Below are 24,533 nucleotides of genomic sequence, written 5' to 3' on the forward strand. Positions count from 1 at the left end.
ACGTGACCGTGACAGACCCCGGCCTCAACGCCGAAGAGGCCGAGCGGCGACAGAGCCTGAGCACCGCGGGCGCGCGGAACCTGGCGACCACGACCAAGTCCGTCCCGCAGATGCAGGGCATCACCCCCCGATGGCTGCTGCGCAAGCTCCCCTGGGTGCAGACCCAGGCGGGCACCTACCGGGTCAACCGCCGGCTCACCTACGCGGTGGGCGACGGGCGGGTGACGTTCACCAGCACCGGCGCCGACATCCGGGTCATCCCGCAGGAACTGCGGGAGCTGCCCGCGCTGCGCGACTTCCCCGACGACGAGGTGCTGGTCGCCCTCGCCGGGCGGTTCCAGCAGCGCGAGTTCGCGCCCGGCGACGTGCTGGTCGAGGCGGGCCGCCGGGCCGAGGAGGTCTACCTCCTCGCGCACGGCAAGGTGAACAAGATCGGCCGGGGCGAGTACGGCGACCAGACCGTGCTCGACACGCTGGCCGACGGCGAGCACTTCGGCGCCGAGGTGCTGACCGGCCAGGAGGCCGACTGGGAGTGCACCGTCAAGGCCGTCACGCCGGTGATCGCGCTGGTGCTGCCGTGGCGCGCGGTGGAGCAGCTCGGCGACTCGGCCGACGCGCTGCGCGCGCACCTCCGGGAGGTGGCGGGCAACCGGGACAAGCCGCAGAACAAGCACGGCGAGGCGGCGATCGACATCGCCTCGGGCCACGAGGGCGAGCCGGACCTGCCGACCACGTTCGTGGACTACGAGCTGTCCCCGCGCGAGTACGAGCTGAGCGTGGCGCAGACCGTGCTGCGGGTGCACAGCCGCGTCGCGGACCTCTACAACAAGCCGATGAACCAGACCGAGCAGCAGTTGCGGCTGACCATCGAGGCCCTGCGCGAGCGGCAGGAGCACGAGATGATCAACAACCGGGAGATCGGCCTGCTGCACAACGCCGACCTCAAGCAGCGCATCCACACCCGCACCGGGCCGCCCACCCCGGACGACCTGGACAACCTGCTCAGCAGGCGCCGCAAGACGGCGTTCATGCTCGCCCACCCGAGGGCGATCGCCGCGTTCGGCCGGGAGGCCTCCCGGCGCGGCCTGTACCCCGGCACGGCCGACGTGGACGGCACGCGGGTGACGACCTGGCGCGGGGTGCCGCTGCTGCCGTCGAACAAGGTCCCGATCTCCCGGCAGGGCACCAGCTCGATCCTCGCGATGCGCGTGGGCGAGCAGGACAACGGCGTGATCGGGCTGCACCAGACCGGCATCCCCGACGAGTTCCAGCCGGGTCTGAACGTGCGGTTCATGGGCATCGACGAGAAGGCGATCATCTCCTACCTGGTCAGCGCCTACTACTCGGTGGCGGTCCTGGTGCCCGACGCGCTCGGCGTGCTGGAGCACGTGGAGATCGGCCGCTACTAGCGGCACACCGGCGCACGGCGGCCGGGCCCGGCGCCCGGCCGTCCACCCACTCCTGCGCGCGGCTCTTCCGGGCGCACCCCCCGAACAGGAGAGCCAGCCGATGACCGACCTGGACGTCCCCTCCGCGCACCGGTCCGCGCGGGAGGTGCTGAGCTGGAGCCGCGCCGGCGTCGACCCGGCGCTGCGCGCCGCGGTGGACCGGCTGCCCGACTCGATGCGGGTGATCGCGGGCTACCACTTCGGGTGGTGGGACGAGCACGGTCACCCGACCGGCGCGGACCCGGGCAAGGCGCTGCGGCCGGCGCTGGTGCTGCTCGGCGCGCAGGCGGTGGGCGGCACGGCGGAGACCGCGCTGCCGGCGGCCGTGGCGGTGGAGCTGGTGCACAACTTCTCGCTGCTGCACGACGACGTGATGGACGGCGACACCACCCGGCGGCACCGGCCGACGGCGTGGACCGCGTTCGGGGTGAACGCGGCGATCCTGGCCGGCGACGCGCTGCTGACGCTGGCGCTCGACCTGCTGGCGGGCAGCGGCCACTCGGCGGCGGCGCCGTCGATCCGGGTGCTGTCCGAGGCGACGCAGCGGCTGCACGACGGCCAGGCGGCGGACCTGTCCTTCGAGGACCGCACGGACGTGCGGCTGGCCGAGTGCGTGCGGATGGCGGAGAACAAGACGGCCGGGCTGATCGGCGCGGCGTGCGCGCTGGGCGCGATGTTCGGCGACGGCCGGGCCGAGCAGGTGGCGCGGCTGCGGGAGTTCGGCGAGCACGTGGGCCTGGCGTTCCAGTTCGCCGACGACGAGCTGGGCATCTGGGGCGACCCGGCGGTGACCGGCAAGCCGGTGTACTCGGACCTGCACAACCGCAAGAAGTCCCTGCCCGTGGTGGCCGCGCTGGACTCGGGCACGCCGGCGGCGCGCGAGCTGCACGCGCTGTACCGCGGCGACCGGGAGCTGTCCGGGGTGGAGCTGGTGCGGGCGGCGGAGCTGATCGAGGCGTCCGGCGCGCGGGCGTGGAGCCGGGGCCGGGCCGACGAGCTGCTGGCGCGGGCGCGGGCCCACCTGCGGTCCGCCGGGCCGGCCGAGCGGGCGGAGCGGGAGCTGGACGCCCTCGCCCGCCTCGCCATCCACCGCGACCACTGAGCCCGCCGCCCACCGCCCACCGCCCACCGCGACGCTTGGCCCGCTATCCACCGCGACGCTTGGCCCGCCGCCCACCGCGACCGCTTGGCTTCGCCATCCACCGCGACCACCACGTAGCCCGCCATCCGCCGCGATCACTGAGCCCGCCGCCCACCGCGACGCTTGGCCCGCCACCCCTCGCGACCACTGAGTCAGGAGCCCCGGCATGGTCCTTCCCGTTGTGCTGCTCGCCTCGCCCCGGTCGTTCTGCGCCGGCGTCGAGCGGGCGGTGGAGATCGTCGAACACCTGCTGGCGCGGCACGGCGGGCCGATCCACGTCCGCAAGCAGATCGTCCACAACACGCACGTGGTCGCCGAACTGGAGGAGCGGGGCGCGGTGTTCGTGGACGAGTTGGAAGCCGTGCCCGACGGCGCGACCGTGGTGTTCTCCGCGCACGGGGTGTCCCCCGCCGTGCGCGCGGAGGCCGCGCGGCGCGGGCTGGACGTGGTGGACGCGACGTGCCCGCTGGTCACGAAGGTGCACGCCGAGGCGCGGCGGTTCGCGGCGCGCGGCGACACGGTGGTGCTGATCGGGCACGCCGACCACGAGGAGGTGGAGGGCACGCTCGGCGAGGCCCCGGAGCGGATCGTGCTGGTGGCGTCGGTCGCGGACGTCGAGCGGCTGGAGGTCCCCGATCCGACCAGGGTGTCCTACCTGACCCAGACGACGCTGGCGGTGGACGAGACGGCCGAGGTGGTGGCCGCGCTCCGGGGAAGATTCCCGGCGTTGAGAGGCCCGGGGTCGGACGACATCTGCTACGCCACGACCAACCGGCAGGACGCGGTGCGCGAGATCGCGCAGGACGCGGACCTGGTGCTGGTGGTGGGTTCCGCGAACTCGTCCAACTCGGTGCGGCTGGTGGAGCTGGCCCGCCGGCAGGGCGCGCCCGCCCACCTGGTCGAGGACGCGTCGGGCATCCGGCCCGAGTGGCTGGACGGGGTGCGGGTGATCGGGGTGAGCGCGGGGGCGTCCGCGCCGCCGCGGCTGGTGGACGAGGTGATCACCGCGCTGGGCGCGTGGGACGTCCAGGTCCGCGAGACCACCCGGGAGACCATCCGGTTCACCCTGCCCTCGTCGGTGAGGCCGCGATGACGCTGCTGGAGGCCATCACCGGTCCCCGGGACGTGCGGGCGCTGCCGCCGTCGGCGCTGCCGGTGCTGGCGGGCGAGATCCGCCGGTTCCTGGTCGAGCGGGTGACCCGCGCGGGCGGGCACCTCGGGTCGAACCTGGGCGCGGTGGAGCTGACCATCGCGGTGCACCGGGTGTTCGAGTCGCCGCACGACGTGCTGCTGTGGGACACCGGGCACCAGGCGTACGTGCACAAGGTGCTCACCGGGCGCGCGGCGGAGTTCGAGACGCTGCGCCGCGCCGGCGGCCTGTCCGGGTACCCGTCGGCGGCCGAGTCGCCGCACGACGTGATCGAGAACTCGCACGCGTCCACCGCGCTGTCCTACGCGGACGGGGTGGCGAAGGCGTTGCGGCTCAAGGGTTCCTCCCGGCGAGTGGTGGCGATCGTCGGGGACGGCGCGCTGACCGGCGGCATGGCGTGGGAGGCGTTGAACAACCTCGCCGGCACCGCCCACCCGGTGGTGGTCGTGCTGAACGACAACGGCCGCTCCTACGCGCCGACGACGGGCGGGCTGGCCGCGCACCTGGCCGCACTGCGCGAAGGCCGCTCCTACGGGCCGACCACGGACGGCTTGGCCGCACCGCGCGAACACCGCTCCCACGAGCCGACCACGGACGGGCCGGCCGCACTGGGCGAAGGCCGGCGGCGAACGTTGTTCGAGGACTTGGGCTTGGCCTACCTCGGGCCGGTCGACGGGCACGACCCGGTGGCGCTGGAGCACGCGCTGCACGAGGCCGCGGCGGTGGGCCGTCCCGTGGTGGTGCACTGCGTGACCGGCAAGGGCAGGGGCTACCCGCTCGCCGAGCAGGACCAGGCCGACCACCTGCACACCGTGTCCGCGGCCGGGTCCGGCGGCGGTCGCACGTGGACGGACGTGTTCGGCGCGGAGATCGCGGAGATCGGCGCGGACCGGTCGGACGTGGTGTGCCTGACCGCCGCCATGCGCGGGCCGACCGGGTTGGACGCGTTCGCCGCGCGGTTCCCGGAGCGGGTGTTCGACGTGGGCATCGCCGAGCAGCACGCCGTGACGTCGGCGGCGGGGCTGGCGATGGCCGGGCTGCACCCCGTGGTGGCGGTGTACGCGACGTTCCTGAGCCGGGCGTTCGACCAGGTGCTGCTGGACGTGGCGCTGCACCGGCTGCCGGTGACGTTCGTGCTCGACCGCGCCGGGGTGACCGGGCCGGACGGTCCGAGCCACCACGGCATGTGGGACGCGTCCGTGCTGCCCGTCGTGCCGGGGCTGCGGCTGGCCGCGCCGCGCGACCCGGAACGGCTGCGGGAGCTGCTGCGGGAGGCCGTCGCGGTGGCGGACGGGCCGACCGCGATCCGGTACCCGAAGTCCTCGGCCGGGCCGGACATCCCCGCGCTGCGCCGGGTGGGGCGGTGCGACGTGCTGCGGGACGTGCCGGACCCGGTGGGCCTGCTGGTCGCGGTCGGGCCGATGGCGCGGGCCTGCCTGGACGCCGCCGAGGAGTTGGCCGGGCACGGCGTCCCGGTCCGCGTCGTGGACCCGCGCTGGATCGCGCCGCTGGACCCCGCGCTGGTCAAGATCGCCGCCGCGCACCGGCTGGTGCTCGCGGTGGAGGACACCACGGCCACCGGGGCGCTGGGCGGACGCCTCGCGCAGGCGCTGGCGGCGGTCGGCGCGTCGACCCGGGTCGGCACGTTCGCGCTGCCCGCGAGCTTCCTCCCGCACGGCTCGCGCGCGGAGATCCTGCGGGCGCACGGCCTCGACGCGGCCGGCATCACCACGACCGTCCTGAAACGACTGAAGGAGCACAGTTGACCGCGCTGCAACTGATCCCGCCGGTCCGGCGCCGCCGGCTGTCCCGCAAGGTGTCCCTCGCCGGCGTCGACGTGGGCGGGGACGCGCCGGTCAGCGTGCAGTCCATGACCACGACGCCCACCGCCGACGTGGAGGCCACGCTGCGGCAGATCGCCGAGCTGACCGCCGCCGGGTGCGAGATCGTGCGGGTCGCGGTGCCGTCCCAGGACGACGCCGACGCGCTGCCCGCCATCGCGCGCAAGTCGCCGATCCCGGTCGTCGCCGACATCCACTTCCAGCCCAGGTACGTGTTCGCCGCGATCGACGCCGGGTGCGCGGCGGTGCGGGTGAACCCGGGCAACATCCGGAAGTTCGACGACAAGGTGGGCGAGATCGCCCGCGTCGCCGGTGCGGCGGGGGTGCCGATCCGGATCGGCGTGAACGCCGGCTCGCTGGACCAGCGGCTGTACCGCAAGTACGGCGGGGCCACCCCGGACGCGCTGGTGGAGTCGGCGCTGTGGGAGTGCTCGCTGTTCGAGGAGCACGGGTACACCGACCTCAAGCTCTCGGTGAAGCACCACGACCCGATGGTGATGGTCGCCGCCTACCGGCAGCTCGCCCGGTCCTGCGACTACCCGCTGCACCTGGGCGTCACCGAGGCCGGGCCGCTGGTGCAGGGCACGGTGAAGTCGTCGGTCGCGTTCGGCGTGCTGCTGGCGGAGGGCATCGGCGACACGATCCGGGTGTCGCTGTCCGCGCCACCGGTGGAGGAGGTCAAGGTGGGCGCGCAGATCCTGGCGTCGCTGGGGCTGCGCCCGCGCAAGCTGGAGATCGTGTCGTGCCCGTCGTGCGGGCGGGCGCAGGTCGACGTGTACAAGCTGGCGGAGCAGGTGACCGCCGCGTTCGAGGGTTTCCCGGTGCCGCTGCGGGTCGCGGTCATGGGGTGCGTGGTCAACGGTCCCGGCGAGGCCAGGGAGGCGGACCTCGGTGTCTCGTCGGGCAACGGCAAGGGGCAGATCTTCGTGCGGGGTGAGGTGGTGCGCACCGTTCCCGAGTCGAAGATCGTGGAAACGCTCCTCGAAGAGGCGGTGAAGCTGGCAGCGCCGGAGCCCGCCTGAGGAACGGGCTCCGGCGCTGCGCGTCACTCGTAGGAGATCGCCTGGAGCACGTTGAGGCGCGCGGCGCGGATCGCGGGCAGGATCGCCGCGACCACGCCGATGACGGCGGCGAGGAGCAGGTAGCCGCCTAGCTGCGTCCAGGGGATGCCGAGATCGGTGAAGCCCTCGTCCGCCAGCGCCCGGACCGCCGCGACCCCCAGCGCGGTGCCCACGGCCAGGCCGAGCAGGGCGCCGAACACGGAGATCACCACGGATTCCACGGTGATCATCCGCATCACCTGGGCGCGGCGCATGCCGATCGCCCGCAGCAGGCCCAGTTCCCTGGTTCGCTCGATGACCGACAGCGCCAGCGTGTTGATCACGCCCAGCACCGCGATGAGGATCGCGAGCGCCAGCAGGATCTGGATCATCACCAGCACGGTGTCGAGCTGGGACGCCTGCTGCCGCACGAACGCGCTGCGGTCCTGGACGGTGATCTCCGGGTTGTCCGAGAACAGCGGCTCCACCCGCTGCTGCACGTCCGCCACCGCCGTGCCGGACCGGACCTGCACGAACGCGTTGCTGAGCTGCTGGACCCGGAAGTCCCGCGCCGCGTCCACCGGCAGCACGATCGCGTTGGTGAGCACGTTGTTCTTCGCGTACACCAGGCCGACCGTGTAGGTGACGGCCTCGCCCCTGGTGGTCTGCACCGTGGCCGTGCCGCCCTGCTTGAGGTTCAGCGTGTTCGCCATGTCGTCGTCCAGCGCGAGTTGACCGGGCGGCAGGTCGGCGAACGTGCCGCTCCGGCTCTCCAGGCCGAACTGCCGCTGCATCGCCGCGACGTCCGTGACGGCGACGGCGAACTGCTGCGTGCCGTCGACCAGGATCCGGTCGGAGTACCAGCCGAACGCCGAGTCCACCCCGGGCAGCCGCTCCACCTGGTCCAGCCGGTCGGGGGCGAACGTCGCGTCGCCGCCCGGACCCTGCGCCTCGCCGGAGATGATCAGGTCGGACTTGACCTGGCCCTCGGCCACCTTCGTGATGCTGGTGGTGGCCGAGGCGAGGATGACGCTCACCCCGGTGATCAGCGCGATGCCGACCATCAGCGCCGCGGCCGTGATGGCGGTGCGGCGCGGGTTGCGCGCGGAGTTGCGGCGGCCCAGCGTGCCCGGCATGGACCAGGCCAGCAGCTTGCCGATCAGCGACACCACGGGCCTGCTGATCAGCGGCGTCAGCAGGGCGACGCCGACGAACGCGGTGAGCAGCCCGGACATGATGAACCACAGCGCGGCGTCGGAGAACCCGTACCAGAGCAGCCCGCCGCCGGCCGCGGCCAGCACCGCGCCCGCGATGGTCGGCCGGGTCAGCGGCCGGTCCGGGGTGGCGGCCTCCCGCATCGCCGCGACCGGCGGGATGCGCGAGGCGCGCAGCGCGGGCAGCACGGCCGCGAGCACCGTGACGATGATGCCCACCGCGAACGACGAGATCACCGCGCTGGCGGGCACCGCGATGCCCGCGAGTTGCAGGCTGCCGCCGCCGACGCTGCTGAAGATGTTGGCGAGCAACGCTCCCACGCCGATACCCGCGCCGAGGCCGACCACGGAGGCGATCAGTCCGATGACCACCGCTTCCAGCACGACGGTGCCGACCAACTGCTTGCGGCTCGCGCCCATCGCCCGCAGCAGCGCCAGTTCGCGGGTGCGCTGCGCGACGATGATGGAGAACGTGTTGAGGATGATGAAGATGCCGACGAACAGCGCGATGCCCGCGAAGCCGAGCAGGATGTAGTTGAAGAACGCCAGGCCTTCGCCGATCGCGTCGGCCTGGTCCTTCGCCAGCTCCTCGCCGGTCTTGACCTGGTACCCGTCGCCGAGCCGCTGCTGGATCCGTTGCCGCAGCGCGTCTTCGGCCACACCGTCGGCGGCGCGGACCGTGATGCCGCTGTACGCGCCGGGTTCGCCGAGCAGGAGTTGCTGCGCGACCGGCTCGGTGAACGCGGTGGTGAGTTCGCCGCCCAGCGAGTCGCGGTTGCCCGGGTAGTCGAAGATGCCGGCGACGGTGAAGTCCTTCTTGGTCTCCAGGGTGACGACGGACATCCGCTCGCCGACCTGGAACCCGCCGGTCTTGGCGAGGTAGGCGTTGATCGCGATCTCGTCGTCGCGTTGCGGCGGCCGGCCTTCCCGCAACTGCTGCTGACCGCCGTCGCGCCACGCCATGCCCATGCGGGGCGCGCCGGAGGTGGTGAGCACCTTGCCGTTCTCACCGATCGGGCGGGCGGAGCCCGTCACGTCGCCGACGGCGCTCCGCACCCCGTCGACCGACTGCACGGCCTTGAGGTCGTCGCCGCTGAGCGTGCCCGCGAGCGCCCCGTCCTGGTCGTCGCCCTCGATCTTCGGCTTGAGCGCGACCTGCACGTCCACGTCGGTGTAGATGGTGGTGAACAGGCTCTTGAACGAGCGGTCGAGCGTGTCGGTCAGCACGAACGAGCCGGACACGAACATCACGCCCAGCACCACGGCCAGTCCGGACAGGACCAGCCGCAGCTTGCGCGCCAGCACGCTCTTGAGCGTCGCCTTCAGCATCACACCACGACCAGTTCGTCACCGTCGAGGTGCTTCATCGTGTCCAGCACCGCTTCCGCGGTCGGCCGGTGCAGCTCGCGCACGATCCGCCCGTCGGCGAGGAAGATGACCCGGTCCGCGTACGACGCGGCGTTCGGGTCGTGCGTCACCATCACGACGGTCTGCCCGAACTCGCGCGCGGACCGCTGGAGGAACCCCAACACCTCCGCGCCGGACTTCGAGTCGAGGTTGCCGGTGGGCTCGTCCGCGAACACCACCTCGGGCCGTGCCACCAGGGCGCGGGCGCACGCGACGCGCTGCTGCTGCCCGCCGGATAGCTGGGTCGGCCGGTGGCTCAGCCGATCGCGCAGGCCGACCGTGTCGACCACGGTGTCGAACCAGTCCCGGTCGACCTTCTTGCCGCCGATGGCGAGCGGCAGCGTGATGTTCTCCTCGGCGGTGAGCGTCGGCAGCAGGTTGAACTGCTGGAAGATGAACCCCACCTTGGACCGACGCAGGTCGGTCAACCCCTTGTCCCGTAACCCGTTGACCTTCGTGCCACCGATCCACACGTCCCCGGAGTCGATGGTGTCCAACCCCGCGAGGCAGTGCATCAGGGTCGACTTGCCCGACCCGGAAGGCCCCATGATGGCGGTGAACCGCCCGCGTTCGAAGTCGACGCTCACCCCACCCAACGCGGTGACCGCGGCCTCCCCCGTCCCGTAGGACTTCCACACATCCACCGCTCGCGCCGCGGACTCCGTCTTGCCCGTCACCAGATCCTCCAGTGCCCCTCGCAGACGGCAGTCGCCGTCCCTCGGCAATGGTCCACGGTGGAGCGCGGTAACGCGTCCGGCGCCAACCCTGATTCGAACTCAGGGAAATCCCCGGTACGCGCCGATCCGAAGGTCGCGGTTCACCGGCCGGATACAGGTGGACGGATAACGATTCACCTCATATCAATGCAAAAGCTCGCCATTCCGATCCACTGACGGTTCGTAAGCAACTTTTACCAGCCCGATCATCCGACCCTTCCCGAAAGGTTCAGACACTCCGGGGAAGCAACACGACACAGACCGTGGCAACGACCCGCGATCCTTCCCACATGCCGGGAACATCGAGACAGGAGCCCTTGCCGGCCGTAGGGTCTGGCGTCGTCAGTGACCATGAACACTCGGCCGAGAAGATCATCGACCGCTTGAGGAGCTGGTGGTGTCAACCTTCCGGGTGCGCCCCTACACCAGGACCGGCGGGCGGACACGCTCGACCACGACGCTGGCCATCGAGACGATCGTGTCGACGAACGAACAGGCCCGACGCGACGCACTGACGTCGACCGCCGAACACCGGATCATCAGCGACCTGTGCCGACACCCCCATTCCGTGGCGGAAGTCGCGGCACGCATGCGACTCCCATTGGGAGTGGTCCGCGTACTGCTGGCGGACATGTCCGACATGTCCCTGATCAACGTGCACGAACAAGCCGGCCTAGCCGGCGACGGCAGACCGTCGATCGAACTGATGGAACGAGTCCTGACCGGCCTACGCCGAATCTGACCAACGCGGCCAGCCGACTGACAGACACGGACGGCACCACCAACCCAACCCGGCCCCGCCAACGCAGCCCACACACAGCCCGCGCGCAGCGCTCTTCGCAGTGGCGCGCGCAGCGCGCACACCCCCGGTTGGGCTGCGTGTCATCCCCGTATGGCCTGCCCGCAGGGAACCGCGCTTGTCCTGGTAGTGCAAGCACGCACTTCGCTTGCACTACCAGGACAAGGGTGGTTGTCTTTTGACCAGGTCATGCGGGGATGGCACGACGCCCGAGTCTTGCTTTTGTGATCATCCTTGGCGGCCTGCCTGTCCGGCGAGGACGCTTGTAGCTTTTTGACTCAGCGCGATCGCGACCGCTTCAAGACGAAGAGCGGGCGCTCGCCGCTGGGCAGGCCTCCGGGGAGGAAATGCCAAGGCGTCGTGTTCTCCCCGTATGACCTGTCAAAGACCACCACACTTGTCAAGGAGGCGCAAGCGAAGAGCGTGCTTGCACCTCCTTGACAAGCGCGGTTGCCCTGCGGGCAGGCCATACGGGGAGAACACGAGGCCCCTCTTGTGTGCTCGCGCAAGCTTTGGGTCGGTGTGCTCGCGCAAGCCTTGAGTCGGTGTGCTCGCGCAAGCTTTGGGTCGCGGTGCCAGTGCGGCCTTGAGGTTCGGCGTTCGTCCACCACCGTCCTGAATGGACAGCTCTAGGAAGTGGGCAGTCGGACCAGGGTTGTGCCCTCTTTGGTGTCCCGTACCGAGAACTCGGTTATCTCGTGCCACCTCAGCCCGACGGCCGAGTTGATCCGCACCGGTTCCTTGTCCGGGGTGGACGATCCCACCAGCCACGACGAGACGACCATCGTCTCACCGTTCCCGGCCTTGGCCACCAGCTCGCAACGAGTAGGACCCTTGGCGCCCTTGACTTCCAGGGCCACCGCGGTGCCCCACGGCTCCGCGGTGGCGTTGATCCTGGCCCACACACCGGTAGCGGAGTCGGTGCGGGTGACGGTGCCGGAGACGTCGGGGGCGTTCTTCGCCACGGCCGTCGGCCCCGGCACCGTCGAGGAAGTGTTGGGGTTTGCCACGTTGTCGTTCTGCGAAGGTGACAAGCTGACCGAGACTACCGCGGTCAGCACGACGAGCAGCACGGCCGCGGCGGCGGCCAGGAGCACCGTGTTGCGTCGTCGTCGTGATCGGTCTTGTGAGACGGAGTCCAGCATCGCGCGCACGGAGCGGCCGTCGGGGCGCTCCCCCGCGTTGGCGCGCAGCATGCCGTTCGCGTCGGCTTCGTCCAGGAGGTCTGGCAGTACGGCGAAATCGCGCAGGTCCAGCGCGCAGCGTCGGCATTGGGCGAGGTGGTTCTCGAAGGCGTCCACCTCGTCCTCATCGAGGATGCCGAGGACGTACGCCGCCACGTCCACGTGGTCCGGCCGCGAAGTCACCCTGTCAGCCCCGATCCTGCAATGCCCGCCGCAGGGCGCGGAGTGCGTAGTAAACCCTGGACTTGACCGTGCCCGGCGGCACGCCGAGCACCGCTGCCGCTTCCCCGACGGTGCGATCCCTCAGATACGTTTCGAGAATAGCCTCCCGGTGCTCTTCCGTCAGTCCGTTCATCGCCTCGGCCACCACTATCGCCGCCAGGGTGCGGTCCGCTTCGTCCCGCACGGCGGCCTCATCGGACGGCGTCAACTCCGACTCCTGCGGTCGGACGCTGCGCTTGCGGCGGTCGTCGATGACCAGCCGCCGGGCGACGGTGAACAGCCACGAGCGGAGCAGGACGGGATCCCGTTCCAGCTTCTCGGCGTTGCGCCACGCCCGAACCAGCGTCTCCTGCACGATGTCCTCTGCCCACTGCCGGTCACTGCCCGTCAATCGCATGGCATGCCCGAGCAGCGCACTGCCGAACTCCTGGTAGAGCCTGCGGATCAGCTCGTCTTCCAGACTGAGTTCCGGCCAAGCGTGATCTCTTTGGGGTTGAGTGCTGCGTCTGTGCCGCGCCACGCCACGCATCCAAGCGCGCGAACGGGTGTGAAGTCGAGGGTTTGACGGGAGAAAAAGTCCCCGATTTGTTCGTGAACCGTCACCGCATCGTGTCCGTACTTCCCGGTATCCGCTGCGTTGGCCGGACCGGGACCTCCGGTCGCTAGGCCCTTCGGCGGAACCCGCCAGCAGGAGAAAGGACCAACGATGCGTGGTCGACGTTCCCGAAAGGCAGTGCTGGTTGTTCCGGCTGCCGCGGCATTGTTGCTGGTCAGCGCCTGTGGCGCGGTCACCGGCAGCACTGCGGGCGGCCAGAACGGCGCGGGAGGCGTCAACTCCGGCACGACGACTCTCCAGCAGAACCCGGAATTCAGCAAGGAGCCGCACCAGATGCTGTCGGCCACCGAGTCGAAGCAGGTCGGCTGGTTCGTGGCCGACGCGGGCGGGTTCGCGCTGTACCGGTACGACAAGGACACCGCGAAACCGCCGAAGTCCACTTGCGACGGCGAGTGCCTGAAGACGTGGCCCCCGGTGCTGGTCGGCGAGCACACCATGACGTCCGGTGTGGACCCGACGCTGGTCGGGTCGGTCGCCCGGTCGGACGGCAAGAAGCAGGTCACGCTGGCCGGCTGGCCCCTGTACCGGTACACCGGCGACAAGAAAGCCGGCGACCTGGCGGGGCAGGGCAAGGGCGGCACGTGGTTCGCCATCACGCCGGAGGGCAAGAAGGCGCAGGCGAACGACGGCGCGGCGGACACACCAGGGTCCACCGGCGACGGCAACTGAGGAACCCACCCATGTCAGCCAAGCGCTTCAGCGCGTTCGTGCTCGGTCTGCTGGTGCTGTTCAGCTCCGCGTTCGCGGGCACGGCCCGCGCCGACGACCCGCCGGGCGGGGGCCCGGTGGAGCAGACGCCGCTCGGCCCGATCACCGCGCTGGACAAGGACCTGCTGGTCAAGGTCCGCCTCGCCGGCCTGTGGGAGATGCCCATGGGCGAGGAGGCGAAGACCCGCGCGGCCAGCCAGCGGGTGAAGGACGTCGGCGCCCAGCTCGCGAGCGACCACATGTTCCTGGACGAGCGGGTCGTGCGGCTGGCCGGGCAGATGGGGGTGGCGCTGCCGGACGAGGCCAACGCCGACCAGCAGTCGTGGATGGCGGAGATGCGGTCGCGGACCGGCGCCGCGTTCGACGACTCGTTCGCCAACCGGCTGCGGGCGGCGCACGGCTCGATCTTCCCGGCCATCGGCACGGTCCGCGCGAACACCCGCAACGAGGCCATCCGGCAGTTCGCCCAGGTGTGCAACCAGATCGTGCTCAAGCACATGACCTTGTTGGAGAGCACCAACATGGTCACCGACATGGGCCTGTCGAAGCCCGTCGCCGCCGGCGCGCAGCCGGCGCGGGGCACGGTGACCGCCGATCCGCTGCGGACCTCCCAGGCGGTCGGCCAGACCGGCCCGAATCCCCTGACCGTCCTTCTGATGTGCCTGGCGGGCGCGGTGGTGACCCTCGGGATCCTGCGCCTGTTGCGGCCCAAAACCGACGTCAAGTGAGAGGAGGTGGTGGCCGGAAGTCCCGACACCACAGCGACACCATCGCGGAACTGTTTACACCCTTCACCCGCCCGGTGCGGTCGTGACCACTCCTGCGCGGCCCCACCGGGCGGGTCGTCCCCTCCCACCACCTGCGAGTTCTCTCCCGCCATCTCGGAGGTCTCACCGTGTTCTCCCAGGTTCCGCTGCTGATCGCCCAGGCGACCGGCGGCGACCACGACGCCGGCGTGCGCCACGTCGCGCAGATCTCGGCGCGCCTGGCCTACGCGTTCATGTGCGCCACCCTGTGCTGGGGCGTGCTGATCGCGACCGGCTGGGCCAACAAGATCACCGGCAGACAAGGCCTGCGCAACAGCCACATGGTGCTGGCGACGCTCGCCCTGGCGTTCGGTTCCCTGCACGCCTTCGCGTTCACCCTGATGCGGACGGCCCCGTTCGCCTTCACGCAGATCACCGTGCCGTTCCTGGACGGCGGCCTGTTCCGGCACGCGCTGGGCATCGTCGGCCTCGAACTGATGCTGGCCGTCGCGTTCACCGCGGGGCTGCGCAAGAAGATCTACTACCGCAAGTGGTTGCGGCTGCACCAGCTCGCGTACGCCGCCGTGGGACTCGCCGTCGTGCACTCGTGGTTCGGGGCCACCGCCAACGGGAACCTCGCCCTGCTGTGGGTCGCGGGCCTGAGCGTCCTCGTCCCGACGGCGACCATCGCGCTGGCCCGCTTCCTGCCGCCGCACGTGCTGGTGCGGCTGGGCATGCTGGAGCCGGAGCCGGGCTTCGAGCCCGAGCCGGACGGCGCGGGCGGCAGCGCCCTGGACATCAGCGTGGACAACGAGCGGTGCCACCGCTACGGCATCTGCCAGGCCGAGGCGCCGGGCCTGTTCCAGCTCGTCGACGACGAGCGCCTGCGCTACGAGCGCAGACCGCCCCCGGAGCTGTTCGCCAAGGCGCGAGCCGCCGCGCGGGCGTGCCCCATGCGCGCCATCGAGCTGCGGGAGCGTGTCCGGTGAAGAACGAGGAACGGGTTGTCATCGCGGGCGGCGGGCTGGCCGGGCTGCGGGCCGGCGAGCGGCTGCGCGAACTGGGGTTCCGGGGCGAGATCGTGATCGTCAGCGCGGAGCGCCACCTCCCCTACCACCGGCCGGCGCTGTCCAAGGAGGCCATCAACGGCGAGCTGAACGCCTCGGACCTGCGGCTGACCATCAGCCGCGAGCTGAACGCGATCTGGCGGCTCGGCACCGCCGCCACCCACCTGGAGCCGGACCGGCGGGTCGTCGGACTGCCCGGCGGCGAGGAGCTGGGCTACGACGGGCTGATCATCGCCACCGGCGTCGAGCCCCGGCACCTCCAGGGCGCGCCGCGCCAGGACCAGCGCATCCACGTGTTGCGCACGGTGGACGACGCGATCGCGATCAAGCAGGCCATCAACTCCACGCAGGGGCTGGTGGTGGTGGTCGGCGGCGGCCTGATCGGCTGCGAGATGGCGGCCTCGGTGAAGTCGATGGGCCGGGACGTGGCGATCGTGAGCCGGTCGAGCACGCTGCTCGGCAGCGCGGTCGGCAAGAACATCGCGGACACCGTCACCGAGGCGCACCGGGCGCGGGGCGTGCGGATGGCGATGGGCGTGAAGATCCGGCACTGGATGCCGCAGGCGGGCGGGGTGGCGATCCACCTCTCGGACGGGCAGGTGTTCTTCGCGGCGGTCGTGGTGATCGCCGTGGGGGCCTCGCCGTCGGTGGCCTGGCTGCGCGGGTCCGGGCTGGTGCTGGAGGACGGGGTGCTGTGCGACCCCACGTGCCACGTGGTCGGCGGGACCGACATCGTGGCCGCGGGCGACGTGGCGCAGTGGCCCAACCTCCGCTTCGGAGGACGGCCGCGGCGGGTCGAGCACTGGCTCAACGCGGTGGAGATGGGGCGGGCGGCCGCGGAGAACCTGTTGGCGGGCAGGGAGAGTTCGCGGCCGTTCACCCCTGTCCCCCGGTTCTGGACCGAGCAGTACGGGATGCGCATCCAGGGGTCCGGCCTGCCCGCGATGGGCAAGGACACCACGACGCTGGCCGGGTCGCAGAAGGACCACCGGACCATCACCGGGTTCGTCGACGACGGCCGGCTGGTCGGGATGGTCGGGCTGGACGCGCCGACCGCGATGATCAAGCTGTCGACCGAGCTGTGGCGGCAGAACCGGGTCACGGTGTCCGGCCCCCGGCGGCGACCCCAGCACCTCGCGCCGCCCGACCAGCTCGCCGAGCCGAGGCGGACACCCCAGCCGGTGCCGTACGAGGCCCCGCCGACCCGGTTCGACTCCCCGCCGGCAGGGGGCGACGCCGCACCATCCCGGTTCGACGCTCCGCCGACGCACTTCGAGGTCCCGTCCCGACCGGAGCCGGAGCCGGAGCGGTACGAGCCGGACCCGACGCGGGTCGAACGGCTGGAGCCCGCCCGGTACGAGGTGCCCCGCCAGCAGCAGGAGTCGCAGCCGCTGCCGATACCGCCGCACGCCCCGGTGGTCCGCACCAGGGCGCACCCCCGGCCGCTGGTCCGCACCGGACCGCGGGACAGACCCCGGTGAGCCGTTACCCGGAGGCGGTGGTTCGGTAACCCGGTGCACCCAGCATCCGGACCCATGGCCGACCGGAGTGGCACCACCGTCGTCGGGATCCCGGCCCGCGACGAGGCGCGCACGGTCGGCGCGGTGGCCCTCGCCGCCGACGCCGGCCTGCACCGCGCCTTCCCCACGGGTACGAACGTGGTCGTGCTGGCCGAGAACGGCAGCACCGACGGCACCGTGCGGCGGTTCGCCGAGACGCCGCTGCGGTCCCGCAAGGTGGTGGCCGGCTCGGGCGGCGCGGGCACCGGCAAGGGCACCAACGTGTTCGCGATCATGGACCGGGCGCTGGAGCTGGCCGCGGACCGGGTGCTGCTGCTCGACGCGGACGTGCGGTCCGCGGAGCCCGCGTGGATCGGCCGGCTCGCGGACGCCGTGGCAGGTGCCGAGCCGGTGCTGGCCGTGCCCGCGTACCGGCGGAACCGGTACGAGGCGAACACCACCAACCACCTGGCGAGCCCGCTGCTGGCGGCGGTGTTCGGGGTGCACGTGCAGCAGCCCATCGGCGGCGAGTTCGCGTTCAACCGGGCGTTCCTGGAGCGGTCCCGCGGGTGGCACCGGCCGGACAGCGCCCACCTGTACGGCATCGACGTGTGGCTGACCGCGAACGCCCTGCGCGAGCGCTTGCGGGTGGTGGAGGTGCCGCTGGGGCGCAAGCTGCACAACTCGCCGTTCCCGAAGATCCTGCGGCTGCCGCAGCAGGTGCTGGACTCGCTGTTCCACGTCGTCCTGCGCACCGACCGGCTGCGTCCGCCGGGGTCGGAGGCGCCCGGGGCGCGGGCCGCGGTGGACGGCGCGGCCGTGCGGCAGGACCCGGCGGTCGTGTCGCGGGTGTCGGCGTCGGTCGCGAGGTATCTCGACGCGCACCGGGACGGCGTGCGGACGCTGTTCCCGTCGGCGTGCGGGGTCGGGCCCGCGCCGTGGGGTCTGCGGGTGACCGCGGACGACTGGCCGCACATCCTGGCCGACGCGCTCGCCGCCGTGGCCGAAGGGCGGTTCGAGCCGGCCCGGGACCACCTGGTGGCGCTGTACGTGAACCGGGTGCTGACGTTCTGGGAGGAGATCGACGGGCTGGCCGACGGCGAGGTCGACGCGCTGCTGGACCGACAGGCGGCGCGAACCGTGCGCGCGGTCCAGGGCAGGGGCATCGTGCTGGGCGGCACGACCGGGCCGGACCGGTTCGACGTGCGGCACTGGGCGGGCTTCAACGACGAACCCGCCCTGAGCGCACCCGTCCGGTGACGGCCAATCGGTGACGCCCGCTCGGTGACGCCCGCTCCCGTCACGCCCACCCGGTGACCGCCGCACCCGTGACGGCCGCCCGCTGTGCGCGCTCCGGCGGGAAAGACCCCGGGGCTGCGCGCGTCGAGCGGTAGCTGATCAGCGGAAAGTGGATACCCTGTGCCGGTGGTCTTCTTCGGTATCATGCTCGCCGCGATCGGGGTGTCGACCCTGCTGTGGCGCGATGCCGACGTGGTCGGACTGCCACCGGTCGCGGTAGGCGTCGCGCTGCTCGTCCTGGCCGCGGGCTCGATCGTGTTCGGCGTCGCGCGGCGCAAGCGCAAACGGGTCGAACGGGGCGAACCGGAGCCGGTCGGCTCGGTGATCGCCCGCGCCAAGGCGCTCCCCCGCCTGCTGCGGCAGCGCAAGGCGTACGGCCTGCCCACGTCCCGGCTGGCGCAGTGGGGCTTCGCGATCGTCTACCTCGTGTCGCCGATCGACATCCTGCCCGAACTGCTGCCGGTCGTCGGCATCACCGACGACGCGGGAGTGGCGGTGTGGCTGCTCACCAGCCTGTCCACCGCCGCCGGCCAGTACCTGAACTGGGAACGCGGGCGGAAGGGCAGCGGGCCGGAGCAGAAGGGCGCCGGGTCAGAACAGCAGGACCGCGAGCCCTAGCGCGGCCAGCACGTTCACGCCGGTCGACGCCGCGAACACGCCCACCGGCCGCCACCCGGCCTGCTTCAGCGCACCCGCCCGGAACTCCAGCCCGATGCTGACGAACGCCAGGATCAGGAACCACGTCCGCAGGTCGTTCACCACGCCGATGGCCGCCTTGCCGGACGGCACGTTCGCCAGGTAGACGGTCGCCAGGACGGACGTGACGAGGAACCCGAGCACGAACTTGGGGAACCGGTCCCATAGCTGCCGCCCCGCCGACACGCCGACCGGCTTCCGCTCCACCTTCAGCGCGAAGTACGCGGTCAGCGCCACCGCGACGACGCCGAGCAGGGCGTTCTGCGTGACCTTCACGATGGTGGCGATCTGCAGCGACTCCTCGCCCGCCAACGTGCCCGCCGCCGTCACGGCCGCCGTCGTGTCGATGTTGCCCCCGATCCACGCCCCGGTGACCCGCGGGTCGAGCCCCAGCGCCGTGGCGGCCAGCGGCAGGATGAAGATCGACGGCAGGGCGAAGACGATCACCAGGCTGGCGCTGTAGGCGAGCTGCTCGCGCTTGGCCTGCACCGCGCCCGCCGCCGCGATGGCCGCGCTGACGCCGCAGATCGCGACCGCCGCCGACAGCAGCGCCCGCAGCTTGTCCTCCAGGCCGAGCTTCCCGCCCAGCCACCAGGAGAACCCGAACACCACGCTGATCAGGACCACCGACTGGACGATCGCCGGCCCGGCGGCGGACACGATCACGCCCAGGTTGATCGACGCGCCGAGCAGCACGAGGCCGGTCTTGATGAAGAACTCGGTGCGGAACCCGCCGGACAGCCGCTCGCGCACGCCGGTCGCGCTGAGCACCGCGTTGCCCAGCAGCCCCAGCAGGATCGCGTAGATCGGGAACTCGACCGACGCCCCGATCCCCTCCAGGCCGGTGCCCTTGGTGGCCTTCGGGACGGTGGTCGACAGGTAGCGCGCGGCCCACGACAGCACGAGCACCACCACGACGCCCAGCGCCGCGTCGAGCAGCGGCTTGCGGGTCTGCTCCGAAGTGGCCATCACGGCACCAGGCCCGGCGTGATGACACCGGCCAGCGCCAGCCCGAACAGCGCCAGGCCGACGATCACGGCCAACCAGTCCTCGCTGATGCCCCGAGGTCGTCCGCCCATCGCTCACGCTCCACAATGCGGGAAGGCAACGAGCACCGAACGCTAGCGACCGCAACGGGAACCGTCACCGGCTCCCAGGATGTGGGAGTTCGCGGACACCGGCCAGCAGCGCCGTGATCGCCGCCATGATCCGTTCGGTCGCGGCGTCCAGCACCTGTTTGGTGGGGTTCGGCCCGTACAGGTCGGACAGGTCGACCGGCGGGCCCGCCACCACGTGCACCTTCGTCCACGGCCGCGGCACGAACCGGCCCGGCGGCAGCAGCTCCCGGGTGCCCCACTGCGCCACCGGCACGACCGGCGTGCGGGACTCCAGCGCCAGCCGCGCCACCCCGTTCTTGCCGCGCATCGGCCACCCGTCCGGGTCGGCGCTGAACGTGCCCTCGGGGTACACGATCACGCACTGCCCGTCCTCCAGCGACGACCGCGCCGGGTCCAGCGCCCGCCCGGCCCGCACGCTCCCCCGGTCCACCGGGATGTGCCGGCCCGACGACATCACCCAGCCGATGACCGGCGCCTTCCACAGGCTCGCCTTCGCCAGGTACCGCGGCACCCGGCCGGAGGCGAGGGTGAACGCGGTGAGCGTCACCGGATCGGCGAACGACAGGTGGTTCGACGCGAGCAGCACCGCGCCCCGGCTCGGGATGTTCGCCCCGCCCGCCATCCGCATCCGCACGAACAGCACGAGCAACGGCCACAGCACGTCGATCGCCACCGAGTACCAGAAACCCCTGCCGCGCCTGGGCAACCGCGCGGTCAGCGCCACCATCCGGGAGAAACTCACCCCCGGATCTTCGCTGCTGCCCCCGCGCGCGGTTCCCGCGACCCACCGAACCGCCCTCGACCGGCGGTGATCGCTGTTCGGCTAGGGTCGTCCCCCGTGACCGGGTTGAGCGGAACGCGTGCGGCGGTGGACCGCATGACCGTGCTGCTCGTCGAAGACGACGAGGGCGACGCCGTGCTGGTCGAGGCACTGCTGGACGAGGTCGGCGCGGACATCGACCTGCGCCGGGCGCGCACCCTGCGCGAAGCCGCGCCGCTGGTGCCGAAAGTGGACTGCGTGCTGCTGGACCTGGGCCTGCCCGACACCACCGGCCTGGACGGCCTGACCAGGCTGCTCGCGCTGCCCGCGCCCGCCGCCATCATCGTCCTCACCGGACTGACCGACGAGCGCCAGGGCGAGCGCGCGGTGGCCGCCGGCGCGGAGGACTACCTGGTCAAGGGCCAGGTCGACGGGCCCGCGCTGGTGCGCGGCATCCGGTACGCGGTCGGCCGCAAGCACGCCGAGGAGACCCAGCGGCAGCTTCGCGACGAGAAGCTGCACGCCGCCGAGAAGACCCGGCTGGAACGCGGCCTGCTGCCGTCCCCGATCCTGCACGGCCAAGGCCTCGGCCTGGAGGTCCGCTACCGGCCGGGCGGCAGCCGGATGCTGCTGGGCGGCGACTTCTACGACGCCGTGCGCACCCCCGACGGCACGCTCCAGGTGATCGTCGGCGACGTGTGCGGGCACGGCCCGGACGAGGCGGCGCTGGGCGTGTTCCTGCGCATCGCGTGGCGGGCGCTGGTGCTGGCCGACCAGGAGCCGTCGCGGGTGCTGCGCACGCTGCACGAGATCCTGGAGCACGAACGCCACCAGCCGGGCCTGTTCACCACGGCCTGCATGGTGACCATCTCCCCGGACCGGCGCTGGGCGCGGATCTACCTCGCCGGCCACCCCGAGCCGATGCTGCTGGTCGGCGACCGGGTGGTGGAGCTGCCCCGCGACCGGGCAGGCCTGCCGCTGGGCGTCCTGTCGGACAGCACGTGGAGCGGCCTGGACGTGCCGCTGCCCGCGGGCTGGTCGCTGCTGCTCTACACCGACGGCCTGGTCGAGGGCCGGGTCGCGGGCGACACCGAGCGGCTCGGCTCGGAGCGGCTGATCGAGCTGATCGGCCGGATCACCAAGACCCGGCCGGACTGGGCGAGCCACCCCGCGGGCCTGCTGGACGAGCTGATCACGTGGGTCAAGGAACTCAACGGCGGCGAACTGGACGACGACATGGCCGCACTGCTGATCTCGGACCTGGGCTGATGGTCTACCGCTACCGCACCCGCTGGCCGGCGAGCCGGCTGCTCACCGCGTCCGTGGCGATCCTGATCATCGTCTGCGCCGCCGCGATCGGGAGCGTCACCGTGGGCCTGGCGAGCCTCACCGACGCCCGGACGCTGCTGCTGGACACCGTCGGACCCGCCCGGAGCCAGGTGCTGGAGCTGGACAACGCGCTGATCGACCAGGAGAACGGGGTGCGCGGCTTCGCGCTCACCGCGAGCGAGGCGTTCCTCGACCCCTACCAGCAGGGCCGGCGGTCCGAGCAGGACGCGCTGGCCTCGGCCCGCTCGTCGATCGGAACGGTGCGGCCGGACCTGGCCGACGACCTGGACGCCATCGGCAGCCTGGCGGTCGGCTGGCGCGCGGGCTACGCCGAGGTGGTCATCTCCGAGGTCCGGGCGGCGGACGCGCCCCGGGCCGACCGCGCCGACGCCGAGCGCGGCAAGGAGCTGTTCGACAACGTCCGGCGGGCGGTCGGCGACCTCCAGCGGGCGCTGGACGACGAGGCGGGCAAGGCCCGCGCCGAGCTGGACGCCGTGGCCGACCAGGTGCTGATCCTGGTCATCGGGCTGGGCGTGCTGCTGGTGGTGATCATCGCCGGGGTGGCCGTGGTGCTGCACCGCATCCTGATCCGGCCGCTGGCGGGGCTGGCCGCGCAGGTGCGGCGGGTGTCGTCCGGCGACTTCGTGCACGCCGTGGAGACCGGCGGCCCGCGCGAGACCGTGATGCTGGGCCAGGACGTGGACGCCATGCGCGCCCGGATCCTGAACGACGTGGAGGAGCTGCGCCGGTCCAACTCGGAGTTGGAGCAGTTCGCCTACGTCGCCTCCCACGACCTCCAGGAGCCGCTGCGCAAGGTGGCGAGCTTCTGCCAGCTACTGGACCGCCGCTACTCGGGCCAGCTCGACGACCGGGGCGAGCAGTACCTGCGGTTCGCGGTGGACGGCGCGAAGCGGATGCAGGTGCTGATCAACGACCTGCTGGCGTTCTCGCGGGTCGGCCGGATCACCCGCGAGCACGTGCTGGTGGACCTCAACGACACGGTCGCGCAGGTGCTGGACAGCTACTCCGAGGTGGTCGAGCGGACCGGCGCGACGGTCGAGGTGGCCGAGCTGCCGTCGGTGCGCGGCGAGGCGTCGCTGCTGGGCGGCGTGTTCGGCAACATGATCAGCAACGCCCTGAAGTTCCACGGCGAGGACCCCCCAGTGGTGAGGGTCGAGGTGGAGCGGACCGGCGACTCGTGGACGTTCACCATCAGCGACAACGGCATCGGCATCGAGCCCGAGTACGCTGAGCGGATCTTCGTGATCTTCCAGCGGCTGCACCACAAGGACGACTACCCCGGCACCGGGATCGGCCTGGCGATGTGCCGCAAGATCATCGAGTACCACGGCGGCACCATCTGGTTGGACACCGGTGAGGGCGTCGGCACGACCTTCAAGTTCACCCTGCCGGCAGTAGAGGACACCGAGGACTCCGATGAATGACGCGATGAACGTGGTCGACGTGCTGCTGGTGGAGGACGACCCCGGCGACGCCCTGATGACCCAGGAGGCGTTCGAGCACCACAAGATCCGCAACCAGCTCCACGTGGTGCGGGACGGCGTCGAGGCGCTGGAGTTCCTGCGCCGCGAGGGCGAGCACGCCGACGCGCCGCGGCCGGGACTGATCCTGCTGGACCTCAACCTGCCCAAGATGGACGGCCGGGAGGTGCTGGCCGAGGTCAAGGCCGACCAGAGCCTGCGGACCATCCCGGTGGTCGTGCTGACCACGTCGGAGGCGGAGGAGGACATCCTGCGCAGCTACAACCTGCACGCCAACGCCTACGTCACCAAGCCGGTGGACTTCGACCGGTTCATCGAGGTCGTGCGGCAGATCGACGACTTCTTCGTGACCGTGGTGAAGCTGCCCCGCTAGGCCGGCGCGGTGCCGCCGTACGCCGCCAGGAACGTCCGCACGGCCTCGTCGGCGAACCGGTGGAGTTCCTCGGTGGAGTACGGCTCCGGGTCGAACATGGCCCGGTTCAGCGGCACGGACAGCGCCAGCCAGACGAACTGCTGCGCCGCCAGCAGCGGGTCCGGCGTGTCCAGCCGTCCCTGGTCGGTGAGCTGGGCGAAGCGGAGCGCCATCCGCTCGTAGCCGCGTTCGGGGCCGGAGGCGTACCAGGTGCGGGCCAGGTCGGGGAACCTGTCGGCCTCGCCGATGACGACCCGGCGCATCCGGACCAGGTGCGGCTGGGTGACGACGGTGACCAGCTTGCGGGCGATCTCGCGGAGGTCCTGTTCGAGGTCGGTGCTGTCCGGCAGGTGGTCGAGCACGGCGTCGGACCGCTGCCCGCCTGCCCGGATGTCGGCCGTGATGATCTCGGTGAACAGCCGTTCCTTGTCCGCGAAGTGCTTGTACACGGTCTGCTTGGACACTTCGGCGAGGGCGGCGATCTCGTCCATGCTGGTGCCCTGGTAGCCGTTGCGCAGGAAGACCGTGCGGGCGGCGTCCAGGATGGCGCGGCGCTTGCGGGCGGATCTGGTCTCCTCCATGGGACGTGACAGTACTGGACGGACCAGTACTCCCATCA

22 protein-coding genes are annotated in these 24,533 nt (G+C 71.7%); 15 read left to right on the plus strand and 7 right to left on the minus strand.

The genetic code is table 11. From position 1 onward, the window contains the following. The first annotated feature begins 2 nt into the window (after positions 1–2). From ACQPZF_RS28820 to ispG, 5 genes are all read left to right on the plus strand, one after another. Positions 3–1,409, plus strand: a complete 1,407-nt coding sequence (locus tag ACQPZF_RS28820; RefSeq protein WP_433262201.1) for a family 2B encapsulin nanocompartment shell protein — start codon at positions 3–5, stop codon at positions 1,407–1,409. 100 nt (positions 1,410–1,509) lie between these two features. Next, positions 1,510–2,550 (plus strand): family 2 encapsulin nanocompartment cargo protein polyprenyl transferase, encoded by a 1,041-nt coding sequence (locus tag ACQPZF_RS28825; RefSeq protein ID WP_433262203.1) that lies wholly within the window; start codon positions 1,510–1,512, stop codon positions 2,548–2,550. 205 nt (positions 2,551–2,755) lie between these two features. Continuing rightward, a complete protein-coding gene (gene ispH / locus ACQPZF_RS28830) occupies positions 2,756–3,682 on the plus strand; it encodes a 4-hydroxy-3-methylbut-2-enyl diphosphate reductase (protein ID WP_433262205.1) in 927 nt (308 codons plus the stop codon). Then, the gene (gene dxs / locus ACQPZF_RS28835; RefSeq protein WP_433262207.1) at positions 3,679–5,505 is read left to right on the plus strand and encodes a 1-deoxy-D-xylulose-5-phosphate synthase; all 1,827 of its coding nucleotides are present in this window, start codon (positions 3,679–3,681) and stop codon (positions 5,503–5,505) included. Before ispH ends, dxs begins: the two co-directional genes overlap by 4 nt. Positions 5,506–5,510: 5 nt before the next feature. Then, positions 5,511–6,602 carry a flavodoxin-dependent (E)-4-hydroxy-3-methylbut-2-enyl-diphosphate synthase gene (gene ispG / locus ACQPZF_RS28840; protein ID WP_433274727.1) on the plus strand — a complete coding sequence of 364 codons (1,092 nt, stop codon included), beginning with the start codon at positions 5,511–5,513 and terminating at the stop codon, positions 6,600–6,602. A 23-nt stretch (positions 6,603–6,625) separates the two neighbouring features. Here ispG and ACQPZF_RS28845 read toward each other — a convergent pair whose 3' ends face one another. Both ACQPZF_RS28845 and ACQPZF_RS28850 read right to left on the minus strand, forming a co-directional pair. Further along, positions 6,626–9,163 (minus strand): ABC transporter permease, encoded by a 2,538-nt coding sequence (locus ACQPZF_RS28845; RefSeq protein ID WP_433262209.1) that lies wholly within the window; start codon positions 9,161–9,163, stop codon positions 6,626–6,628. After that, on the minus strand, positions 9,163–9,918 hold the full coding sequence (locus ACQPZF_RS28850) for an ABC transporter ATP-binding protein (RefSeq protein WP_433262211.1): 756 nt from the start codon (positions 9,916–9,918) through the stop codon (positions 9,163–9,165). Before ACQPZF_RS28850 ends, ACQPZF_RS28845 begins: the two co-directional genes overlap by 1 nt. 436 nt (positions 9,919–10,354) lie before the next feature. On the opposite strand from ACQPZF_RS28850, the gene ACQPZF_RS28855 reads away from it, so the two are divergent. Next, the gene (locus tag ACQPZF_RS28855) at positions 10,355–10,699 is read left to right on the plus strand and encodes a DUF742 domain-containing protein (RefSeq protein WP_433262214.1); all 345 of its coding nucleotides are present in this window, start codon (positions 10,355–10,357) and stop codon (positions 10,697–10,699) included. A 686-nt stretch (positions 10,700–11,385) separates the two neighbouring features. Here ACQPZF_RS28855 and ACQPZF_RS28860 read toward each other — a convergent pair. Further along, entirely contained in the window at positions 11,386–12,123 is a 738-nt protein-coding gene (locus ACQPZF_RS28860) for an anti-sigma factor family protein (RefSeq protein WP_433262216.1), read from the minus strand. A gap of 4 nt (positions 12,124–12,127) precedes the next feature. Beyond that, positions 12,128–12,691, minus strand: a complete 564-nt coding sequence (locus tag ACQPZF_RS28865; protein WP_433262218.1) for a sigma-70 family RNA polymerase sigma factor — start codon at positions 12,689–12,691, stop codon at positions 12,128–12,130. A 177-nt stretch (positions 12,692–12,868) separates the two neighbouring features. Between ACQPZF_RS28865 and ACQPZF_RS28870 the strand changes: the two genes are divergently transcribed. The 6 genes from ACQPZF_RS28870 (at position 12,869) to ACQPZF_RS28895 (ending at position 18,715) form a co-directional block, all read left to right on the plus strand. Continuing rightward, positions 12,869–13,447, plus strand: a complete 579-nt coding sequence (locus ACQPZF_RS28870) for a hypothetical protein (RefSeq protein ID WP_433262221.1) — start codon at positions 12,869–12,871, stop codon at positions 13,445–13,447. A gap of 11 nt (positions 13,448–13,458) precedes the next feature. Further along, complete coding sequence (locus tag ACQPZF_RS28875; RefSeq protein WP_433262223.1) at positions 13,459–14,214, plus strand: DUF4142 domain-containing protein; 756 nt, start codon at positions 13,459–13,461, stop codon at positions 14,212–14,214. A gap of 167 nt (positions 14,215–14,381) precedes the next feature. Continuing rightward, positions 14,382–15,221, plus strand: coding sequence for a ferredoxin (locus tag ACQPZF_RS28880; protein WP_433262225.1), 840 nt, complete (start codon positions 14,382–14,384; stop codon positions 15,219–15,221). Then, positions 15,218–16,780 carry an FAD-dependent oxidoreductase gene (locus tag ACQPZF_RS28885; protein WP_433262227.1) on the plus strand — a complete coding sequence of 521 codons (1,563 nt, stop codon included), beginning with the start codon at positions 15,218–15,220 and terminating at the stop codon, positions 16,778–16,780. Before ACQPZF_RS28880 ends, ACQPZF_RS28885 begins: the two co-directional genes overlap by 4 nt. 54 nt (positions 16,781–16,834) lie before the next feature. Further along, on the plus strand, positions 16,835–18,058 hold the full coding sequence (locus tag ACQPZF_RS28890) for a family 2 glycosyl transferase (protein ID WP_433262229.1): 1,224 nt from the start codon (positions 16,835–16,837) through the stop codon (positions 18,056–18,058). A gap of 165 nt (positions 18,059–18,223) precedes the next feature. Next, the gene (locus ACQPZF_RS28895) at positions 18,224–18,715 is read left to right on the plus strand and encodes a YkvA family protein (protein WP_433262231.1); all 492 of its coding nucleotides are present in this window, start codon (positions 18,224–18,226) and stop codon (positions 18,713–18,715) included. On the opposite strand, the gene ACQPZF_RS28900 is transcribed toward ACQPZF_RS28895, so the two are convergent. Together ACQPZF_RS28900 and ACQPZF_RS28905 are read right to left on the minus strand one after the other, a co-directional pair. After that, positions 18,689–19,762 carry a YeiH family protein gene (locus tag ACQPZF_RS28900; protein WP_433262233.1) on the minus strand — a complete coding sequence of 358 codons (1,074 nt, stop codon included), beginning with the start codon at positions 19,760–19,762 and terminating at the stop codon, positions 18,689–18,691. The genes ACQPZF_RS28895 and ACQPZF_RS28900 overlap by 27 nt on opposite strands. Positions 19,763–19,936: 174 nt before the next feature. Next, on the minus strand, positions 19,937–20,638 hold the full coding sequence (locus ACQPZF_RS28905) for a lysophospholipid acyltransferase family protein (protein ID WP_433274729.1): 702 nt from the start codon (positions 20,636–20,638) through the stop codon (positions 19,937–19,939). A gap of 111 nt (positions 20,639–20,749) precedes the next feature. On the opposite strand from ACQPZF_RS28905, the gene ACQPZF_RS28910 reads away from it, so the two are divergent. Genes ACQPZF_RS28910 through ACQPZF_RS28920 form a run of 3 tightly spaced genes read left to right on the plus strand, consistent with a single transcriptional unit; the run spans position 20,750 to position 23,875 of the window. Continuing rightward, positions 20,750–21,940 carry a PP2C family protein-serine/threonine phosphatase gene (locus tag ACQPZF_RS28910; protein ID WP_433262235.1) on the plus strand — a complete coding sequence of 397 codons (1,191 nt, stop codon included), beginning with the start codon at positions 20,750–20,752 and terminating at the stop codon, positions 21,938–21,940. Further along, a complete protein-coding gene (locus ACQPZF_RS28915) occupies positions 21,940–23,445 on the plus strand; it encodes a sensor histidine kinase (protein WP_433262237.1) in 1,506 nt (501 codons plus the stop codon). Before ACQPZF_RS28910 ends, ACQPZF_RS28915 begins: the two co-directional genes overlap by 1 nt. After that, positions 23,438–23,875, plus strand: coding sequence for a response regulator (locus tag ACQPZF_RS28920; protein ID WP_433262239.1), 438 nt, complete (start codon positions 23,438–23,440; stop codon positions 23,873–23,875). The genes ACQPZF_RS28915 and ACQPZF_RS28920 overlap by 8 nt, the downstream gene beginning before the upstream one ends. Here ACQPZF_RS28920 and ACQPZF_RS28925 read toward each other — a convergent pair. Then, the gene (locus tag ACQPZF_RS28925; protein WP_433262241.1) at positions 23,872–24,495 is read right to left on the minus strand and encodes a TetR/AcrR family transcriptional regulator; all 624 of its coding nucleotides are present in this window, start codon (positions 24,493–24,495) and stop codon (positions 23,872–23,874) included. The genes ACQPZF_RS28920 and ACQPZF_RS28925 overlap by 4 nt on opposite strands. Positions 24,496–24,533: the final 38 nt, after the last annotated feature.

Origin of the sequence: Actinosynnema sp. CS-041913 (genome assembly GCF_050942485.1) — a bacterium.
Classification (GTDB): Bacteria; Actinomycetota; Actinomycetes; order Mycobacteriales; family Pseudonocardiaceae; genus Actinosynnema.

What these genes read in the sequence shown, in the direction of transcription:
- ACQPZF_RS28915 (WP_433262237.1), top strand. Translation starts at nt 21,940, where the DNA reads ATGGTCTACCGCTACCGCACCCGCTGGCCGGCGAGCCGGCTGCTCACC.
- ACQPZF_RS28925 (WP_433262241.1), bottom strand. Translation starts at nt 24,495, where the DNA reads ATGGAGGAGACCAGATCCGCCCGCAAGCGCCGCGCCATCCTGGACGCC.
- dxs (WP_433262207.1), top strand. Translation starts at nt 3,679, where the DNA reads ATGACGCTGCTGGAGGCCATCACCGGTCCCCGGGACGTGCGGGCGCTG.
- ACQPZF_RS28865 (WP_433262218.1), bottom strand. Translation starts at nt 12,691, where the DNA reads ATGCGTGGCGTGGCGCGGCACAGACGCAGCACTCAACCCCAAAGAGAT.
- ACQPZF_RS28905 (WP_433274729.1), bottom strand. Translation starts at nt 20,638, where the DNA reads ATGGTGGCGCTGACCGCGCGGTTGCCCAGGCGCGGCAGGGGTTTCTGG.
- ACQPZF_RS28870 (WP_433262221.1), top strand. Translation starts at nt 12,869, where the DNA reads ATGCGTGGTCGACGTTCCCGAAAGGCAGTGCTGGTTGTTCCGGCTGCC.
- ACQPZF_RS28920 (WP_433262239.1), top strand. Translation starts at nt 23,438, where the DNA reads ATGAATGACGCGATGAACGTGGTCGACGTGCTGCTGGTGGAGGACGAC.
- ACQPZF_RS28845 (WP_433262209.1), bottom strand. Translation starts at nt 9,163, where the DNA reads ATGCTGAAGGCGACGCTCAAGAGCGTGCTGGCGCGCAAGCTGCGGCTG.
- ACQPZF_RS28875 (WP_433262223.1), top strand. Translation starts at nt 13,459, where the DNA reads ATGTCAGCCAAGCGCTTCAGCGCGTTCGTGCTCGGTCTGCTGGTGCTG.
- ACQPZF_RS28825 (WP_433262203.1), top strand. Translation starts at nt 1,510, where the DNA reads ATGACCGACCTGGACGTCCCCTCCGCGCACCGGTCCGCGCGGGAGGTG.
- ACQPZF_RS28900 (WP_433262233.1), bottom strand. Translation starts at nt 19,762, where the DNA reads ATGGCCACTTCGGAGCAGACCCGCAAGCCGCTGCTCGACGCGGCGCTG.
- ACQPZF_RS28890 (WP_433262229.1), top strand. Translation starts at nt 16,835, where the DNA reads ATGGCCGACCGGAGTGGCACCACCGTCGTCGGGATCCCGGCCCGCGAC.
- ispH (WP_433262205.1), top strand. Translation starts at nt 2,756, where the DNA reads ATGGTCCTTCCCGTTGTGCTGCTCGCCTCGCCCCGGTCGTTCTGCGCC.